Consider the following 16,317-nt stretch of genomic DNA (forward strand, 5'->3'; position numbering starts at 1 on the left):
CCAGTCGGCAGCTTCTCGGGCCAGGTGACGCTGAGTGGGGACATGAGCGACGATACGACGCTCGACGCCAGCCACGCGGGCATGGCGATCCAGTGGGCGGGGGCTGATGGCGGCGCGATCACGCTCGCGCCCACCGCGACGTTGCCGCTCAATGCGGTCGCGTTCCTGATCTACCACCACGGCGCGGGTGCGCTGAACCTGCTCGCACAGGGCGGCGATTTCCTCTGGACGGGCGGACCGGCTGCAGCGCCGAGCGTCGTGCTGCAGCCGGGTGAGTTCGCGTGGTGCCTGTCTCGGGTGAATGGCGAATACGACGTGCTGGTGACGCGTCTGCCCGTGAATGCGGATTGGGACGCCGGCTCGGGCGCGGCGCAGATTCTGAATCGGCCTGACTTTGCTGCGGTGGCGACCTCGGGCAAGTACAGCGACCTCTCCGGTAAGCCGACAATTCCTGCCGCGCAGGTCAACGCGGACTGGAACGCCACCTCTGGCGTGGCGCAAATCCTGAATAAGCCGTCATCGCTCGGCGGCCTGTCGGGCGTGCACATCGAACTGGGCTATCAACCCAACGACCGGGGCATCGACAAAGGCGACCACTACGAACTGGATTTCACGATGGCCACCAACACCTTCGGCGGCTTCCAGTTCACGGTGAACAGCGACAACTCGATCTCGGTGCCCACCGGCATGTACCTGGTCGACGCCGACGCCGAGATCAACGCGCCGGTCGAGGACGACTGGCAGATCCCTGCACAGATGACCTTCTCCGTCTGCAACGGCTACGGGTATCCCGGCGTTTATCAGCAGGCGGTGCGACGGTTCCCCGACCTGCCACTGGGCACGCAGAAGAAGGGCGGCACGCTCGGTTCGCTCATCCTCGCGGGACCGTTATGGATATCGGCGGGCGATCACGTGTGGGCGGGTTTTACCAAAGTGCTCGGCGCGAACACGCAAACGCCGCTCATGATCCGCGGGCGCTTGTCGCTCACCAAGGTCGCGTAAGCGCATCGAGGAGGGGAACACCATGCTTTGGAGAACACTCGCCACGACGGCGCTGGTGCTGTTATCGGCTTGCACGGTCATCAAGATCGAAGGCAACTCGAACAGCGTCGGTGACAGCGGCAATCACCACGGACGCTTGACATGGCCAGAGATGACCGCGCCGGACGCGTCGGCCTTCATCGCCCGTCCACCCGAAGAGTGCTCACGCGCATCGTGCTGCGTTTAGGAGCGCTCCGATTCGTCTGACTGTTGGCAGCTTCTAAACTTGGTTCCATTCGCTGCAATGTTCTAGCACGTTCGCCGGACAGGGGAAGTAACGGCTCGCAGCTGTTGCGAAATTTGAGCGCGCCAGATTGCACGCTCATGCGTCCACATCTGCCCGAGCAGTGACGCTAGGCCCACGTGGCCTATTAGCGGTCTCCATTAATTAGGAGTACACGCTATGCGTAAAGTTTATCACCATAAAAATGAATCAGAACTGCTACAAGCTAATATTTTGCCGCCTCCGAGGTTTGATGGTCCCGGTTGTGGAGTTCGCGCGGGCGCATGGTACGGGACCACACGCGCCGCGAAGCACGTCGGTGGGGGGGAGCACTGCATTGACGCTGCCGATCCGTGCCATGGCGTTCGCCGCAATGATCCTGCTGAGCGTTGCTTCGCCCCTCGCCGTGGCGCAGATCGTCGCCGCTCCGGGTTCGAGTGCGCAAGTGGTGCAGACGCAAAACGGCCGCCAGCAAGTCAACATCGCCAAGCCGTCTGCTGCCGGCGTTTCAGTCAACAATTATTCACAATTCGATGTGCCGGGTAAGGGCGCGATTCTCAATAATTCTCCGACGATCGTTCAGACGCAGCAGGCGGGTTATGTCAATGGCAACCCGAATCTCGCGCCGGGACATTCGGCGGGCATCATCGTCAATCAGGTGTTGAGCAATTCGCCTTCGCAACTGAACGGCTTTTTAGAGGTGGCCGGACAGCGCGCGGAGGTCGTCATCGCTAACCCGAACGGGCTGGTGGTCAATGGCGGCGGTTTTATCAACACGTCGAGAGCCATTCTGACGACCGGCACACCGAACTACGGGGCGAATGGCAGTCTGACGGGCTTCAGCGTCAATGGCGGCAATATCACCGTGCAAGGCGCGGGGCTGAACGCCACAAACGTCGATCAGGTCGACTTGCTCGCCCGTGCGATACAGGTGAACGCGGCGATCTATGCCAATACGCTGAACGCGATCGCCGGTTCGAATCAGATCGATCACAACACGCTCGCTGCGACGCCCATCGCGGGCAATGGTCCTGCGCCGTCGGTTGCAATCGATGTGAGTGCATTGGGTGGAATGTATGCCAACCGGATTTATCTGGTATCGAACGAGTTTGGTGTTGGGGTTTCGAACAAGGGCGTGCTCGCGGCGCAAGCGGGTGATCTGACGCTGCAATCGAACGGTCAGCTCGTGCTCGCTGGTACGACGAACGCGAGCGGTTCGATCAATGCGAGCGCCACGCAAGGCATCGACAACAGCGGCACGACGTACGCGCAGCACGATGTGGTCGCTACCACCGGCGGCGCATTGACCAACAGCGGCGTGCTGGCCGCGCAGAACAACACGACGATCAAGGCGGGCAACGTCGCCTCGACCGGCACGCTCGGCGCGGGCGTGAACAGCGACGGGACGATCGTCAGTTCGGGCGACCTGAAGGTGACATCGAGCGGCGCGGTATCGGCGACAGGCCGCAATGAAGGCGGTGGCAACACGACGATTCAGGGCGCGTCGCTCAATCTCGCGGGCAGCAACACCTCGGCCAATGGCGCGTTGGCCCTGAGCGCGACGAACGGCGACATGAACCTGTCGGGCGCGAGTTCGACGGCAGGCGGCACACTCGTCGCCAACACGGCAGGTACGCTGAGCAACGACGGCGGCAAGCTGTCGAGCGGCGCGGCGATGCAAGTCGCGGCCGGCAGTCTGTCCAACGCGAAGGGTCAACTCGTCTCGCAATCGACGCTCGATGTGAGTGCGAGCGGCGCGCTGAACAACCGTGGCGGCACGATGCAGGCCGCAGGCCGCGAGACGGTTCATGCGAGTTCGCTCGACAACACGGCAGGCAGCATGCTGTCGCTCAATGGCGACGGCATGCAGGTCACGACCACTGGCGCGCTCGTGAACGGCGCGGGCGGCACCATCGGGACGAACGGGGCGCTTGAAGTGTCGGCGGGCACGCTGTCGAATCAGGGCAAGCTCACGGCCTCGGGCGATGCGAGCGTGAACGCGCAAAGCATCGATAACCACGCGGGCAGCATGACCGCTGGTGGCGCGCTCAAGGCGACGACGCCTGGTGCGCTTAACAACGCGGGCGGCACGCTGTCGGGCGGCACGACGACGGTGGCGGGTGCGTCGATCGACAACACGAACGGCACGATCGACGGCGACGCGCTCGCCGTCTCTACGCCCGGCGCGTTGATCAATCGCGGCGGCAAGATCAAGCAGTACGGCGCGAACGATCAAAGCATCACCGCGGGCGGCGCGCTCGACAACACGAGCGGCACGATTGCATCGAATGCGAACAACCTGAGCGTTGCATCGCAGGGCATGACGAACGACGGTGGCTCGCTGCTGCACTCGGGCACGGGCATGCTCACCGTGAATTCGAAGGGCGCGCTCTCGAACGCGAATGGGCAGATCGTCACCAATGGGGCATTGGCGCTTCAGGCCACGCTCGCGCTGAACAACCGCCAAGGCACGATTCAGGCGGCACGGCGCGCCGATATCGGCGGCGCATCGCTCGACAATACCGCAGGCCGCATCGTTTCGTTGAACGCCGATGGGATGCGCGTGACAACGACCGGCGCGCTTGTGAACGGCGCGGGCGGCATGATCGGCGCGAACGGCGACCTCGATCTGAGCGCAGCAACGCTGTCGAATCAAGGGCAATTGAACGCGGCCACGAACGCCACGCTCAACGCGCAAAGCATCGACAACCATGCGGGCAGCGTGAGCGCAGGCGGTGCGCTCAATGCCACCACGACCGGCGCACTGAACAACGTGGGTGGCGAGCTGTCGGGCGCGAGCACGACCGTTTCCGCTTCATCGATTGACAACACCAAGGGCAGCATCGATGGCGACGCGCTTTCCGTGTCGAGCTCGGGCGAGCTGGTGAACCGTGGCGGCAAGCTCACGCAAGCTGCAAGGCAACCTCAGTCTCGGCATCGACAATCCGCTCGGACTGAACGACATCCTGAGCCTCGGCGCGAATCAAGACCTCGAATTCGGCGACAAAGGCCTCGGCTCACACGGCTTCAACGGCTCGTACTCGATCCCATGGGGTTACTGGACCGCGACGCTCTTCGGCAATACGAACACCTACTATCAGCAGATCGCGGGTGTGAACCAGACTTTCGTGTCGAGCGGCAACGCGCAGACCGCAGGGCTCAAGCTGGCCCGCGTGCTTCGCCGCAGCCAGAACGACGTGTTCGGCGGCTACGCGCAACTGTCGAAGCGCTTCGGTGCGAGTTTCATCGACGACACGGAAATCGAACTCCAGCATCGCAACAACACGTTCTTTGAAGCGGGCCTGACCGACCGTCATTACTTCGGCGCGGCGCAGTTCGACGGCACGCTCGCCTACCGGCAGGGCATCGGTGGGCTCGGCGCGACGCCGGACCCGTTGTTGCCGCCCGATCCGTACATCGCGCCGACGCCCGCAACGAAGCCGGACGGTCCGACCTACCGTTTCCATCTGGCGGTGCTCGATGCGAACCTGTCGGTGCCGTTTGCGATCGCGTCGCAACCGCTTCGTTACGTGACGACGTTTCATGGGCAATACACCAACGATACGTTGTTCTATATCGACGATCTGACCATCGGCAGCCGATACACCGTGCGCGGTTTCGACGGCGAGCAGATGCTGGCGGGCGAGAAGGGCTTCTTCTGGCGCAACGAACTGCAAGCGCCGATCGGCAAGAGCGGGCATACGCTCTACGCGGGCATCGACTACGGGCGGGTGTTCGGACCGAACACCGCATTTCTTGCAGGCACGCAACTCGTCGGTGCGGTAATCGGAATTCGCGGTGGTGTGCCCTCGAAGTACGCGGGCTTCAGCTACGACCTGTTCGCCGGCACGCCGTTCTACAAACCGGCCGCATTTGAAACGTCGCGTGTGACGCTCGGTTTTCAGATGACCGCGCAGTTCTGAGGACCTGGCATGGCCAATCACCCCTACTATCGTCGCCGCTACTACGTGGAGGCTAAATTATCCAAAGATGCGTCCACCCTGAACGCGACCGACGGACCGATTTCGGAGTCCATCGATAACCGGCCGTTGCGCGTGACATCGCCCACGCGATGCAAGATGAGAAACGCTGGCGTGATGCTGGAACGCCACGAGACATCTGCGCCGGACTGGCGAGCGCGCCCGGCGAACCCCGTGGCGGCGGTGCCTGTCATCGTGACGCGCAAGCGGCGCAGGAGCGTGCCGAGTCAGTCCGATGCCAGTATCGACAATTCAACCGCGGCGAGAGACGGCGGTCTTCTGCGGGTACGGCGCAAGGATCCGACGCGATGACACGGTGTTGAGTCGTCGCGGTGCGTCACGACGAAGCAAGCGGAGGCTGGGCTACATCAAGTTCACGTGGAAGGAATGCTTTGTGAATACCTCATTGACGAAGTTGCACGTGCGCGCTGCCGAACTCGGATGGCGCTGCCACGCGACGCAATGGTCGGGGCACAGCGCACACTACACCTTTGAATGTGCGAAGGGACATCGCTTCGACCGGCAGGGCGGAGCATTTCTTCGTTGCGCACTTATGGCGGGAAAATCCCGATGTGACGCCTGCGAGGCTGACGATATCAAGCAGCGGTGGCTCGCCAACGTCGCGCAGCGCGTTGGAATCTTGCTCGGCACGTTCACCGGACTGCTCGAGCGCTATCGTCTGCGCTGCGCGAGCGGACATGAATGGGAAGCGCAGGGCCGCAAGATCAGCGAAGGGAGTTGGTGCCGGCGATGCCAGCACGCGCAGATGCGAGACGCTTCGCTGCTGGTGCGGCTGACCGACACCGCGGCGGCTCACGGTCTGCAATTGCTGTCGACGCAGTGGCTCGGAGCCACATCCTCATATCGGTTTCAGTGCGCCAACGGCCACCAGTTCGACCGTCAGGCGCAGGTCATCACGCGCGGCTCGACGCGCTGTCTTCAATGCGTGCGCGATGAATTGGCGCAGCGGTTTGCCGACACGCTGCGCGAGTGCGGCTTCGTCTGTCTGGATCTGCCTATCTCCGGTGCGACGGGCCGTCATCGCTTCCAATGCGGCGCGGGACATGTCTGGGAGACGCGGGCTTCCAAGATTCTTGAAGGCAGCGGCTGCCCGAAGTGCTCGAATGCCCGCGTGGCGGAAATGAACAAACACGCTGATGGGCTCGACCGGCTGCAACGGGCTGCCAGCGAGCATGGCGGTCAATGTCTCACGGACATTTATTCGGGGGTGCTGGCGAGCTACGAATGGCAGTGCGCGAACGGGCACCGCTGGAGCGGGACCGGCGCGACGGTGCTCAGGGGAATTTGGTGCCGCGCGTGTGCTGCGCGCCGACACGGTGATGCGCTGACCGATCCGAACGGCCTCGTGCGCATTCAGGCAGCAGCGGCATCGCGCGGCGGTCGATGTCTCGATACCGAGTACACGGGCGTGAACAACAAGTACGGATTTCGCTGCGCAGAGGGCCACGAATGGCAGGCGACCGGCAGCGCAATCATGGGCGGCGTCTGGTGCCGGTCGTGTGGAGTGAAGACCGGCGCAGAAGCGCGGCGGATCGACGACGGGCTGAAGCAAATCCAAGCCGCCGCCGCTGCTCACGGTGGCGAAGTGATCGGATCGGCGTATCTTGGTACCAGTGGACGCTACACCTTCCGATGCGATCGCGGACATCAGTGGCAAACACGCGGCAGTCGCGTACTCAGCGGAACATGGTGCCCGCATTGCGCTCGACTCGGCAGACGCCACACGCTCGAGGATATGCAGCGCATCGCGCAGGAGCGCGGAGGACGTTGTGTAAGCACCGAATACGTTGGCGCAAAGGAGCGGCTGAGGTGGGAGTGCGATCGAGGGCACGTCTGGGACGCCAATGCTGATAGCGTCCTGAATCAGCAGACCTGGTGCCCGAACTGCGCCATCCTGACTCGGACAAAGAAGCAGCATTTGCGCCAGCGTTACGATTATGAGCGGGACGCCTGACGCCGTCCGCAGTCCGCCGGACCGCTGGAGGGAATTGGGCACGGCAGTCGCTGCGGCACCCAAGGAGAGAAAGCTCCACGTTCGGCAGGCGTTGCGTAGGCAGAAGGGCGGGAGGCCACGCGGCGGTGGCATGCCGCAGCGGTATATCCACACTCTTTTACGGCACTTCGAAGATGAAGTACCCGATGAAGAAGATGCCCGCGCCCAGACCGTAGACGGTTTCGCTGAAGCCGAGATCCTTCAGCATCTGCAGCTTGGCGAAGCCGACGTTCACGCGGTCCAGATAAGCCGCGACGTAACAGAGGAACAACAGCGGGATGAGGCGCCACGTCACTTTCGCGTAGAGCGCGGACACCGAGGTGTCCACCCGCTCGAACTCGGGCGACGCCGGGAACGCTTGTCTCGACGTAGTCATGGGGATGTCTCCGAATCTTGTAAGGGAATCTCCTCGCCTTTCTCCGAAGGCGAGGTATTGCGGCAAAAACGATCGATCAGTCGAACATATCGGGCTGCGTCGCAACCAGATCATTCCAGATGGTCTGAAAGTGCAGCCAGCCGATATAGTCGCTCCCCACGTGCTCGCGGCTGTAACGCGCGCGGTCTTCGGGCACGAGCTTCGGCGTGATGCCGGTCGCTTCGATCATCAGTTGCTGCTGGCAGCAGCGCTCCAGCGCGATGAACCAGAACGCCGCCGAATCGATGCTGTGACGGCTCGCGGTCAGCAGCCCGTGGTTCTGGTGAATCGCGGCCTTCACGCCCTTGAACGCATTCGCGACCTTGTTGCCGCCTTTCACTTCGACCGCGACCTTGCCTGCTTCGTCGCCGATCACGACGTGGTCCTCGAAGAACGCGCAGGCGTCCTGCGACATCGGGATAAGCGGCTTGCCGAGCGCCGCGAACGCGGTGCCGTAGACGGTATGCGCGTGGCACATCGCGACGATGTCCTGATGCTGCTCATGCACGGCGGCGTGCAGCACGAAGCCCGCGCGATTGAGCGCGTATTTGCCCTCGACCACGTTGCCCCGATGATCGGCGCAGATCAGGTTCGAGACTTTCACTTGCGCGAAGTGAACGGCCATCGGATTGGTCCAGTAAAGCGACGGATTTTCCGGATCGCGCACGGTGAGATGGCCCGCGAAACCGTAATCGAAGCCGTGCAACGCGAACGCGCGGCACGCGGCGACGAGGCGCTCCTTCAGATATTTGCGATGTTCGGCGTGGCTCGAAAACGTCGGCACCTCGGGGAAGATCAGGCCTTCCTGTTCCGGCTGATAAATCGACACGCGGCCTTTAAGGTCGATTGCCGAATCGCTCTTTGCGGGAGTCTCCATGACGTCGCTCATCTTTTTCGCTCCATGCGGATCAAAGTGGGTATGCCACGCATGGTGCCGCGAGCGATGCTTGCGCACAAACGAAGGTTGTTCAAGGAAACATGAGCCACATTCATGCTTGGGCTTTTTTGAAGCCTCTGCGGAGTTGCCAATGCCCTTAGGTATAAGCAATGCAACGTTTTTCGCGTCGCCGCAAATCCGCCCCCGATCACGCGAGCCCCGGGACCAATACTTGGGCGAATCCCGCAGAGGCCCGCCACATAAGGCTCGGCGCCAACGCAACGCAAGGCCTTCAAAAGCGGCGCGCAAAGCCGTTAACCACGTTTGCAACATTTTGGGAGCGGAGCGCGTTTCCACCGCGACAAGGCTTTGAGGGGTGCAATCGGCAGCGTTTTGACGACAGCCGCTTAGCCGGAAGCCCGTTGCGACAAGGTATTAGCCAGACGAAAACGTTTGGCGTCAGTTGAGCTTCCTGTGCGATCCGTATGAAGGACGCCTTTCACGATTGAATCAATTTTGTTCGTACTTGAGCGCACGTTGCCGCGCGCTACGTGCGGACTCGCGCAAACCCCAGTTGGTATAAGGATTGGCGTGCGCTGGCACACCTCTCGCTAATGTATGACCACGCACGAAGGTCACCGCGATCCTTCAACAACAGATAAGAGCGGTGAATTCGTGCTACGGGGCTGGTCGCAACAGGGTTCGATGTACGCCGACAGATGCATACACGAATCCTGTTGCGAGCCAGAAGAAATCAAAAGCGCGAAGCGCACACGCACGAGACTAATAAAATGTTGACTCTTCAATCAGACCTGCACGGCAATCATCTGTTGGGCGCGCTTCCGGCACAGGAATGGCAAGCCATCGCGCCTCATCTCGAACTCGTTCAATTGCGCACGGAGCAGTTGCTGTGCGATTCGGGCCAGCGCATTCACCACGTGTATTTCCCGACCACGGCGATCATCTCGCTTCTGCATACGATGGAAGACGGCGGCTCCGTCGAGGTCGCGGCGGTCGGACGCGAAGGGATGTCGGGTGTTCCGGTGCTGACGGGCGGCGACACCATGCCGACGCGCGTACAAGTGCAATGCGCGGGCTTCGCGTATCGCATGAGCGCGGGCGCGTTGCGCGAGCACTTCGGCCGCTCGGACTTCCTGCGTCGCGTGATGTTGCTGTACATGCAAGCCCTGCTGACGCAAGTCGCGCAGACGGCGGCATGCAATCGTCATCACTCGCTGTCGAAGCAACTGTGCCGCTGGCTGCTGATCCAGACGGATCGCACGCCGTCGGATCAACTGCGCGTTACGCAGCAGATGATCGCCGATATGTTGGGCGTGCGCCGTGAAGGTGTGACTGAGGCCGCTGGCAAGCTGCATGATGCAGGGCTTATTCATCACAGCCGTGGCTGTATCAAGATTTTGGATCGTGCGGGGCTCGAGGAGCGTGCTTGCGAGTGTTATGGCATCGTCAAGCGGGAGTTTGATCGGATGTTGCCGCGGCGGGCTGAAGCGGTGGTTTAAGGATGTCTCTTTCGCCGCGGGTCCCGTATTCGTGTCGGTCTATTAGCGCTGCCCCTGTGCGGGGCGGCAGTCACTTTCTTTGCTGCTGCAAAGAAAGTAACCAAAGAAAGCAGCTCGTTTAAGCCCGCGGTCACACGCAGTTTGGCCATGCTTGCCAGCCGCGAGTGGCACTCGCCTAAGTGTCGCCCTCAAAGGCCCAATCGGGCTTGGCTCGCGCACGGTCTGACAAGCTAGAAGGCTTAGGGCGCTGGTTCAGCACGAAATAGCTTCGGCACAGCGCTACGCGCTGCCGTTGGGTATGCAAGGGAAACCGAAGTAGAAGCGCGCACGAACCCGATTGACCCATCGGCCGCGAAGCGGGCCGGAGCTATTTGGTGCTGAACCAGTGAGGCAAAACATTTGGTGGCGCAGACCGTGCGCGATCCAAGCTGTTATCTGCTTGTGGGGGCACTCGCTATTGCCGGGCCATTAGGCCAATCGCCTGTGCCGCGGCCGGTGTGAAGTGCTTAGGCTGGGGATAGCTGTTTCTTTGGTTACTTTCTTTGCAGCAGCAAAGAAAGTGACTGCCGCCCCGCACAGGGGCAGAGCTAATAGACCAAAAAGCAATCGGGATCCGGCGGCAAAAAAGCCCATCAAACAACCCCACGACTGGCCGCAGCCGCCCTCCCTCGCAACCAATTAATGCTAGCAAAAAGCACCACAGCAAACACGATCAACATCGTCGCGACCGCGAGAATCGACGGATCGATCGAATCGCGGATACCGCTCCACATCTGCCGCGGCACGGTCCGCTGATCCGGCCCGCCGATAAACAGAATCACGATCACTTCATCGAACGAAGTCGCGAAAGCGAACACACTGCCCGTGGCGACCGCCGGCGTAATGAGCGGCAAGGTCACGCGTCGGAACGCAGTCCAAGGCTTCGCACCGAGACCGGAAGCCGCGCGCAAGAGACTCTGATCGAACGACAACAACGAAGCCGTCACCGTAATCACGACGAACGGCGTACCCAGCGCCGCGTGCGCGAAAATCACGCCGGGATACGAATTCACGAGCCCGAGCGGCGCGAAGATCAGATAGAAGCCCGCCGCGACGACGACGATCGGCACGATCATCGGCGAGATGATGATCGGCATGATCACCGAGCGCAGCGGAAACTGTGAACGCGAAAGACCGAGCGCCGCGAGCGTGCCCAGGCACGTGGCGATCAACGTCGATGCCGCGCCAATGCCGATGCTGTTCAATAGCGAGCGCTGCCAGTCTGAACTCGTCAACGCCTGCTCGTACCAGCGCAGCGAAAAGCCCTGCAACGGGTACGAAAAATACGATCCCGAGTTGAACGAAAGCGGGATGATCGCGAGAATCGGCGCGACGAGAAAGAACAGCACGATCGCGGTATGCACGCGCACCCAGCGCGATGCGATGCGTTCGGTCAGCACCTTGTTGCGTTGCTCTGTCATGGAAGAAAGACTCCTTAACCGAAGCGCAACCGGTCGATGCCGACGATGCGGTTGAACAGAAAATAGAAGATCGCCGTGAAGATCACGAGATACGCCGATAGCGCGCCCGCGAGTCCCCAGTTGAGCTGCGTGTTCGTTTGCAATGCGATGAGCTGACTGATCATTTCATCGCCAGCGCCGCCGAGCAGCGCGGGCGTGATGTAGTAACCAAGCGCGAGCACGAAGACGAGAAAGCAACCCGCGCCGACGCCCGGCAGCGTCTGCGGAATATAGACGCGCACGAACGCGGTGAACGGATGCGCGCCGAGCGATTGCGCCGCGCGCACGTACACGGGCGATACACCTTTCATCACCGAATAGATCGCGAGAATCATGTACGGCAGAAGCACATGCGTCATGCCGATCAACACGCCCGTGCGATTGAAGATGAGCGGCACCGGATGCGTCGCGAGGCCGAGACCCGCCAACAAACCGTTGATGACGCCACCCGGTTGCAGCAGCACATACCACGCCGTCGTGCGCACGAGCAGCGACGTCCAGAACGGCACGATCACGAAGAGCATGAGGCGGTTGCTGCTCTGCGCCGGAAGATTGGCGAGCAGCCACGCGACCGGATAACCAAGCACGAGGCACAGGAGCGTGACGGATGCGCTGATCGATATCGTGCGAAGAAACGCCTGCCGATACACCGACGAGTTATCCGGCACGAAGGCGAGGTTGCCTTGCGGCGTCACTTGCGCATCGACGGCGGCGAGCAGATAGTCGGGCGTCGGCGATGTGGCCGCGCGCTTCAAAAGACGCCATATTTCAGGGGAATTCCAGCGTTCGTCCATCTCGATCAACGCGGGCTTCCACGCGGGCGGCGTCTCGTCGCGGACGCTGCGCGCGGTGCGCATCAACAGGCTGCGAAATTCCGGCTGCGCGAAGTTGAGCCTGCGCGCAACGGTGCCGAGCTGTCCGCTCTGCTGCGCGTCCTTGAGCCCGGCCGCGAGCAGCGCGAACACATGTTCATCGGGCACGCCGCGCCCGTCCCACGCATCGAGCGCGCGGGTGAGCGCGGGCATGCTGCCCGGCACTTCCCTGTTCTCGACACTGCGCGCGAGCAAGAGCGCGATCGGTGCGATGAACGTCGACAGCAGAAAAACGATCAGCGGCAATGCAAGCAACAACGCCTGCACCGATGCGCGACGGCGCGCTCTTTGAAACGAGGCGCGGCCATCGGCTCTCGTCGGAGAACCGGAGGCGGGCGCGTGGATCGATGCAGGCATGAGGTCTCTCTGGTCCTTGAACGGCGTTACTGCGTCAGCCACACCTGGAAGCGCTTGTTGATCTGGTCGGCGTTATCGGCCCAGAAATTCGCGTTGATCTGCACGGCGCGCTTGAAGTTATCCGGCGCGGTCGGCATGTCGGCGAGACGCTGCTTGTCGACGAGCGCAACCGCATCCTTGCGCGGCGGCGCATAAGCGATGTACTTCGACAGATCCGCCGATGCCTTCGGCTGCGCTTGCGACACGATGAACTTCGCGGCGGTGTCGGCGTGCTTCGCGCCCGTCGGAATCGCCCACCATTCGAAGTCGTAGACCTGCGCGTCCCAGACCGCCTTGAACGGCTTGTTGTCCTTCTTCGCGGCATCGTCGATGCGACCGTTATAGGCTTGCACCATCACGACCGCGCCATCGGCGAGCAGTTGCGGCGCCTGCGCGCCCGACTCCCACCACACGATGTTCTTCTTGATCGTGTCGAGCTTCTTGAAGGCGCGATCGACGCCGGCGGGCGTGCCGAGCACCTTGTAGACGTCTTTCGGATCGACGCCATCGGCGATCAACGCCCATTCCATCGACACCTTCGGCGACTTGCGCAGCCCGCGCTTGCCGGGGTATTTCTGCAAATCGAAGAAATCGTTGACGGTGCTCGGCGCGGTCTTCAGCTTGCTCGCGTCGTAGGCATAGACGGTGGACCACACCATGCTCGCGACCGCGCAATCGCTGATCGAGCCGGGGATGAAATCGCTCGTCTTGCCGATCGACTTCTTGTCGAACTTCTGCAGCAGGCCTTCATCGCATGCGGTGATCGCGTCGTTGGTTTCGAGATCGATCAGATCCCACGTCGTGTTCTTCGCCTGCTCCATCGCGGATAGCTTGGCGAGGCCGCCGTCGTACGATTCGGTCGAGAAGTTCACGCCCGTAGCCTGTGTGAACGGCTCGAACCAGGCCTTCTTTGCAGCGGCTTCGTACGCGCCGCCGAAAGTCACGACAGAGAGCGTCTCCGCCGCGTGTGTCGGGATGGTTGCAAACGCAAATACTGCGAGTGCGGCGCATTGTGCTTTGATGTGAGTGCGCATGTCAGTTGGCTCCTGCGGGTGCGGTCGAGATGAGGGAAGGTGACGGCGGTGTGGTTGGGGCAATCGCGGGGGCGCTCTTCGGCGCCATCATCGCGAGAATCTTGCAGTCGTCGTGACGCCATGCAATTTCGATCGTGCTGCCGGCTGCGGGCAACGCATGACGCTGCGTGTTGGGCACTTTCACGACGAGAGAATCGCGCGAGCCCAGCTTCAGATGCACGCGATGATGATCGCCGCAATACACGAGTTCCTCGACGCAGGCGCGCACGACGTTGCTGTGCTCGTCGGCTTGTGCGCCGTCCGCGCCCGGAATATGCGCGCGTTCGGGACGCAACGCGAGCATCGCTTCGTCGCCGGCGCGCAGGCCGTGTTCGCAGCGCCCGCGAATGACGCTGCCGTCCGACAGCGCGAGCGTCGCCCATTCGTCGTTCACGCTGGTGACGTGCCCCGTGAGTCCGTTGTTCTCGCCGACGAAGTTCGCGACAAATGCGTTCTGCGCGTTCTCGTAAAGCTCGCTCGGCGTGGCGGCCTGCTGGATGCGGCCATCGGAAAAGACGGCGACGCGGTCGGACATCGTCAGTGCTTCGGCCTGATCGTGCGTCACGTAGACGATCGTCAGCGAGAGCTCGCGATGCAGCCGCATGATTTCGTATTGCATCGTTTCGCGCAGGCGTTTATCCAGCGCGCCGAGCGGCTCGTCCATCAGCACGACGCTCGGCTCGAACACGAGTGCGCGTGCAAGCGCGACGCGCTGTTGCTGGCCGCCGGAAAGTTGCGAGGGACGCCGGTTCGCGAGATGCGGCAGCTCGATCATCTCCAGCGCGCGTTTGACGCGCGTCTTCTGCTCCGCGCGGCTCACGTGCCGCACGGAAAGGGGAAACGCGACGTTCTCCGCAATCGTCAGATGCGGAAAGAGCGCGTAGTTCTGAAACACCATGCCGATGTCGCGCTGATGCGGCGGCTTGTCGTCGAGACGCCTGCCATCGAGGCGAATCTCGCCTTGCGTCGGCGTTTCGAAGCCCGCGAGCATCATGAGCGTGGTCGTCTTGCCCGATCCCGACGGTCCGAGCAGCGAAAGAAACTCTCCCTTGCGCACGTCGAGGTTCAGGTCCTCCACGACATAGTGCGCGCCGTCGTACGATTTGCTCACGCCCGAGAAGGAGATGAAGGAAGGGTCTGACATCGTGATCGCGTCCTGTCTTTCAGTGCTGTGCGAGCTTCGACGCGATATAGCGCGCGAAGTCGTAATTGGGCCGTTCGAGATGACTCAGGTTGCCGGGCTTTGCGAGCGGCGCATGTACGCCGCGAAACACTGCCTGCACGCCGCGCCTGTCTTCCGCGTTCACTTCGTCGAGCAGCTTCTTCAATGTCGTCATGTGCGCGTTCGCTTCCGGATCGGCGATGAATTCAGGCGCAAGCCCGCCGCCGAAGCGGATATGCACTTGCCCGACGCCGCGCGGTTGCAGCACGAGATACCAAAAGTAGCCGGGCGTGAGCGTCACGAGATGCGTCGGGTAGATCGCGAGCAGCGCGGTCGTCTTGCGCCAGTGACCCGACAAGCGCGTGTTGTCCGGATGCGCATTGCCGATCGGCAAGCTCGCTTCTTTCGTGATCCAGTGATAGTTGAACGCGGGATAGCCTGGCGGACATTCCATTTCTTCGAGTCTGGAATGCGGCCCTACGGTTGCGCGATGCAGCATCGGCAAGTGATAGCTTTCCATGAAATTTTCCGCGAGGATTTTCCAGTTCGTGTCCCACACGTGCTCTTCATAGAAAGTTTCGATGTAGTCCGTCATGCCGTACGCGCCGATGAGTTCGCTCAATTCGGCCAGTTGTTTTTGAACGGGCGGCGCGTTTTCATCGAGCGTCACATAGATCCAGCCTTGCCATTCCTCGCAGCGAATAGCGGGCAATGTATAGCTTTCCTTGCAGAAGCCTTCTTGCCGGTCCATGAGCGGCGCACCCTTCAATTCGCCGTCGAGCCCATAGCTCCACGCGTGATACGGACACACGATACGGCGCTTGTTGCCGCGCCCTTCGAGCAGCACCGACATGCGATGCAGGCACACGTTCGACATCGCCTTGAGCTGCATCTGCTCGTCGCGCAACACGGCGATCGGTTGTTCGCCGATTTGCGCCGTCAAATAGTCGCCGGGCTCTTTCAACGCGCTTGCGCGGCCGACACACTGCCATTCGCGCGCGAAGATTTCACTCTCTTCGAGCGACAGAAACTCGGGCGATGTATAAACACCGGGCGGCATGGCGCGCGCATCGCTGAATGGTCGTTCGCAATTCGACCGCAACTGGTCGATGAGCGTTTGCACCGCGATCGTCCTTGTCATGAGGCTCTCCATGTGCCTTCCCGTGGAAGCGCGCCAACGCGAGGTTTCAAGGCGTTGCGCACGACATGGACATCAATCTATCAAGCCAAATTGCCAGCCAAAAT

10 protein-coding genes and 3 pseudogenes are annotated in these 16,317 nt (G+C 61.8%); 6 read left to right on the forward strand and 7 right to left on the reverse strand.

Annotated elements, in window-relative coordinates; genetic code table 11:
* The first annotated feature begins 42 nt into the window (after positions 1-42).
* The 5 genes and pseudogenes from PQR08_RS10885 (at position 43) to PQR08_RS10905 (ending at position 7,219) form a co-directional block, all read left to right on the forward strand.
* The gene (locus PQR08_RS10885) at positions 43-1,002 is read left to right on the forward strand and encodes a hypothetical protein (protein ID WP_238212409.1); all 960 of its coding nucleotides are present in this window, start codon (positions 43-45) and stop codon (positions 1,000-1,002) included.
* A gap of 467 nt (positions 1,003-1,469) precedes the next feature.
* Positions 1,470-4,148, forward strand: a pseudogene (locus PQR08_RS10890) (two-partner secretion domain-containing protein); the annotation flags it as partial.
* 25 nt (positions 4,149-4,173) lie between these two features.
* A pseudogene (locus PQR08_RS10895) lies at positions 4,174-5,187 on the forward strand (ShlB/FhaC/HecB family hemolysin secretion/activation protein); the annotation flags it as partial.
* A 9-nt stretch (positions 5,188-5,196) separates the two neighbouring features.
* Positions 5,197-5,556 (forward strand): hypothetical protein, encoded by a 360-nt coding sequence (locus PQR08_RS10900; RefSeq protein WP_238212401.1) that lies wholly within the window; start codon positions 5,197-5,199, stop codon positions 5,554-5,556.
* Positions 5,557-5,638: 82 nt separating this feature from the next.
* The gene (locus PQR08_RS10905; RefSeq protein ID WP_250486460.1) at positions 5,639-7,219 is read left to right on the forward strand and encodes a hypothetical protein; all 1,581 of its coding nucleotides are present in this window, start codon (positions 5,639-5,641) and stop codon (positions 7,217-7,219) included.
* Between the two features lie 160 nt (positions 7,220-7,379).
* Here PQR08_RS10905 and PQR08_RS10910 read toward each other — a convergent pair.
* Together PQR08_RS10910 and PQR08_RS10915 are read right to left on the reverse strand one after the other, a co-directional pair.
* Positions 7,380-7,634 (reverse strand): annotated as a pseudogene (locus PQR08_RS10910) (MFS transporter); the annotation flags it as partial.
* Positions 7,635-7,710: 76 nt separating this feature from the next.
* Entirely contained in the window at positions 7,711-8,562 is an 852-nt protein-coding gene (locus PQR08_RS10915) for a class II aldolase/adducin family protein (RefSeq protein ID WP_250486461.1), read from the reverse strand.
* 779 nt (positions 8,563-9,341) lie between these two features.
* Here PQR08_RS10915 and PQR08_RS10920 point away from each other — a divergent pair.
* Positions 9,342-10,070 carry a Crp/Fnr family transcriptional regulator gene (locus PQR08_RS10920; protein WP_029672391.1) on the forward strand — a complete coding sequence of 243 codons (729 nt, stop codon included), beginning with the start codon at positions 9,342-9,344 and terminating at the stop codon, positions 10,068-10,070.
* 632 nt (positions 10,071-10,702) lie between these two features.
* Here the strand turns inward: PQR08_RS10920 and PQR08_RS10925 are convergent.
* From PQR08_RS10925 to PQR08_RS10945, 5 genes are read right to left on the reverse strand one after another with little or no spacing between them, the layout of a single operon-like run.
* Positions 10,703-11,530, reverse strand: coding sequence for an ABC transporter permease (locus tag PQR08_RS10925; RefSeq protein WP_238212398.1), 828 nt, complete (start codon positions 11,528-11,530; stop codon positions 10,703-10,705).
* 14 nt (positions 11,531-11,544) lie between these two features.
* Positions 11,545-12,798, reverse strand: coding sequence for an ABC transporter permease (locus PQR08_RS10930; protein ID WP_238294892.1), 1,254 nt, complete (start codon positions 12,796-12,798; stop codon positions 11,545-11,547).
* A gap of 26 nt (positions 12,799-12,824) precedes the next feature.
* Positions 12,825-13,871 (reverse strand): ABC transporter substrate-binding protein, encoded by a 1,047-nt coding sequence (locus PQR08_RS10935; RefSeq protein WP_029672433.1) that lies wholly within the window; start codon positions 13,869-13,871, stop codon positions 12,825-12,827.
* Between the two features lies 1 nt (position 13,872).
* Positions 13,873-15,054, reverse strand: a complete 1,182-nt coding sequence (locus tag PQR08_RS10940) for an ABC transporter ATP-binding protein (protein WP_238212394.1) — start codon at positions 15,052-15,054, stop codon at positions 13,873-13,875.
* A 19-nt stretch (positions 15,055-15,073) separates the two neighbouring features.
* The gene (locus tag PQR08_RS10945) at positions 15,074-16,213 is read right to left on the reverse strand and encodes an SRPBCC family protein (RefSeq protein WP_250486462.1); all 1,140 of its coding nucleotides are present in this window, start codon (positions 16,211-16,213) and stop codon (positions 15,074-15,076) included.
* Between the last annotated feature and the right edge of the window lie 104 nt (positions 16,214-16,317).

This window comes from Caballeronia jiangsuensis, from assembly GCF_046030135.1.
In the GTDB taxonomy this organism is placed as follows: Bacteria; Pseudomonadota; Gammaproteobacteria; order Burkholderiales; family Burkholderiaceae; genus Caballeronia; species Caballeronia jiangsuensis.

Excerpts from the sequence above, each read along its gene's own strand:
- PQR08_RS10945 (WP_250486462.1), bottom strand. The coding sequence starts at position 16,213 with ATGACAAGGACGATCGCGGTGCAAACGCTCATCGACCAGTTGCGGTCG.
- PQR08_RS10885 (WP_238212409.1), top strand. The coding sequence starts at position 43 with ATGAGCGACGATACGACGCTCGACGCCAGCCACGCGGGCATGGCGATC.
- PQR08_RS10930 (WP_238294892.1), bottom strand. The coding sequence starts at position 12,798 with ATGCCTGCATCGATCCACGCGCCCGCCTCCGGTTCTCCGACGAGAGCC.
- PQR08_RS10900 (WP_238212401.1), top strand. The coding sequence starts at position 5,197 with ATGGCCAATCACCCCTACTATCGTCGCCGCTACTACGTGGAGGCTAAA.
- PQR08_RS10925 (WP_238212398.1), bottom strand. The coding sequence starts at position 11,530 with ATGACAGAGCAACGCAACAAGGTGCTGACCGAACGCATCGCATCGCGC.
- PQR08_RS10920 (WP_029672391.1), top strand. The coding sequence starts at position 9,342 with ATGTTGACTCTTCAATCAGACCTGCACGGCAATCATCTGTTGGGCGCG.
- PQR08_RS10915 (WP_250486461.1), bottom strand. The coding sequence starts at position 8,562 with ATGAGCGACGTCATGGAGACTCCCGCAAAGAGCGATTCGGCAATCGAC.
- PQR08_RS10940 (WP_238212394.1), bottom strand. The coding sequence starts at position 15,054 with ATGTCAGACCCTTCCTTCATCTCCTTCTCGGGCGTGAGCAAATCGTAC.
- PQR08_RS10935 (WP_029672433.1), bottom strand. The coding sequence starts at position 13,871 with ATGCGCACTCACATCAAAGCACAATGCGCCGCACTCGCAGTATTTGCG.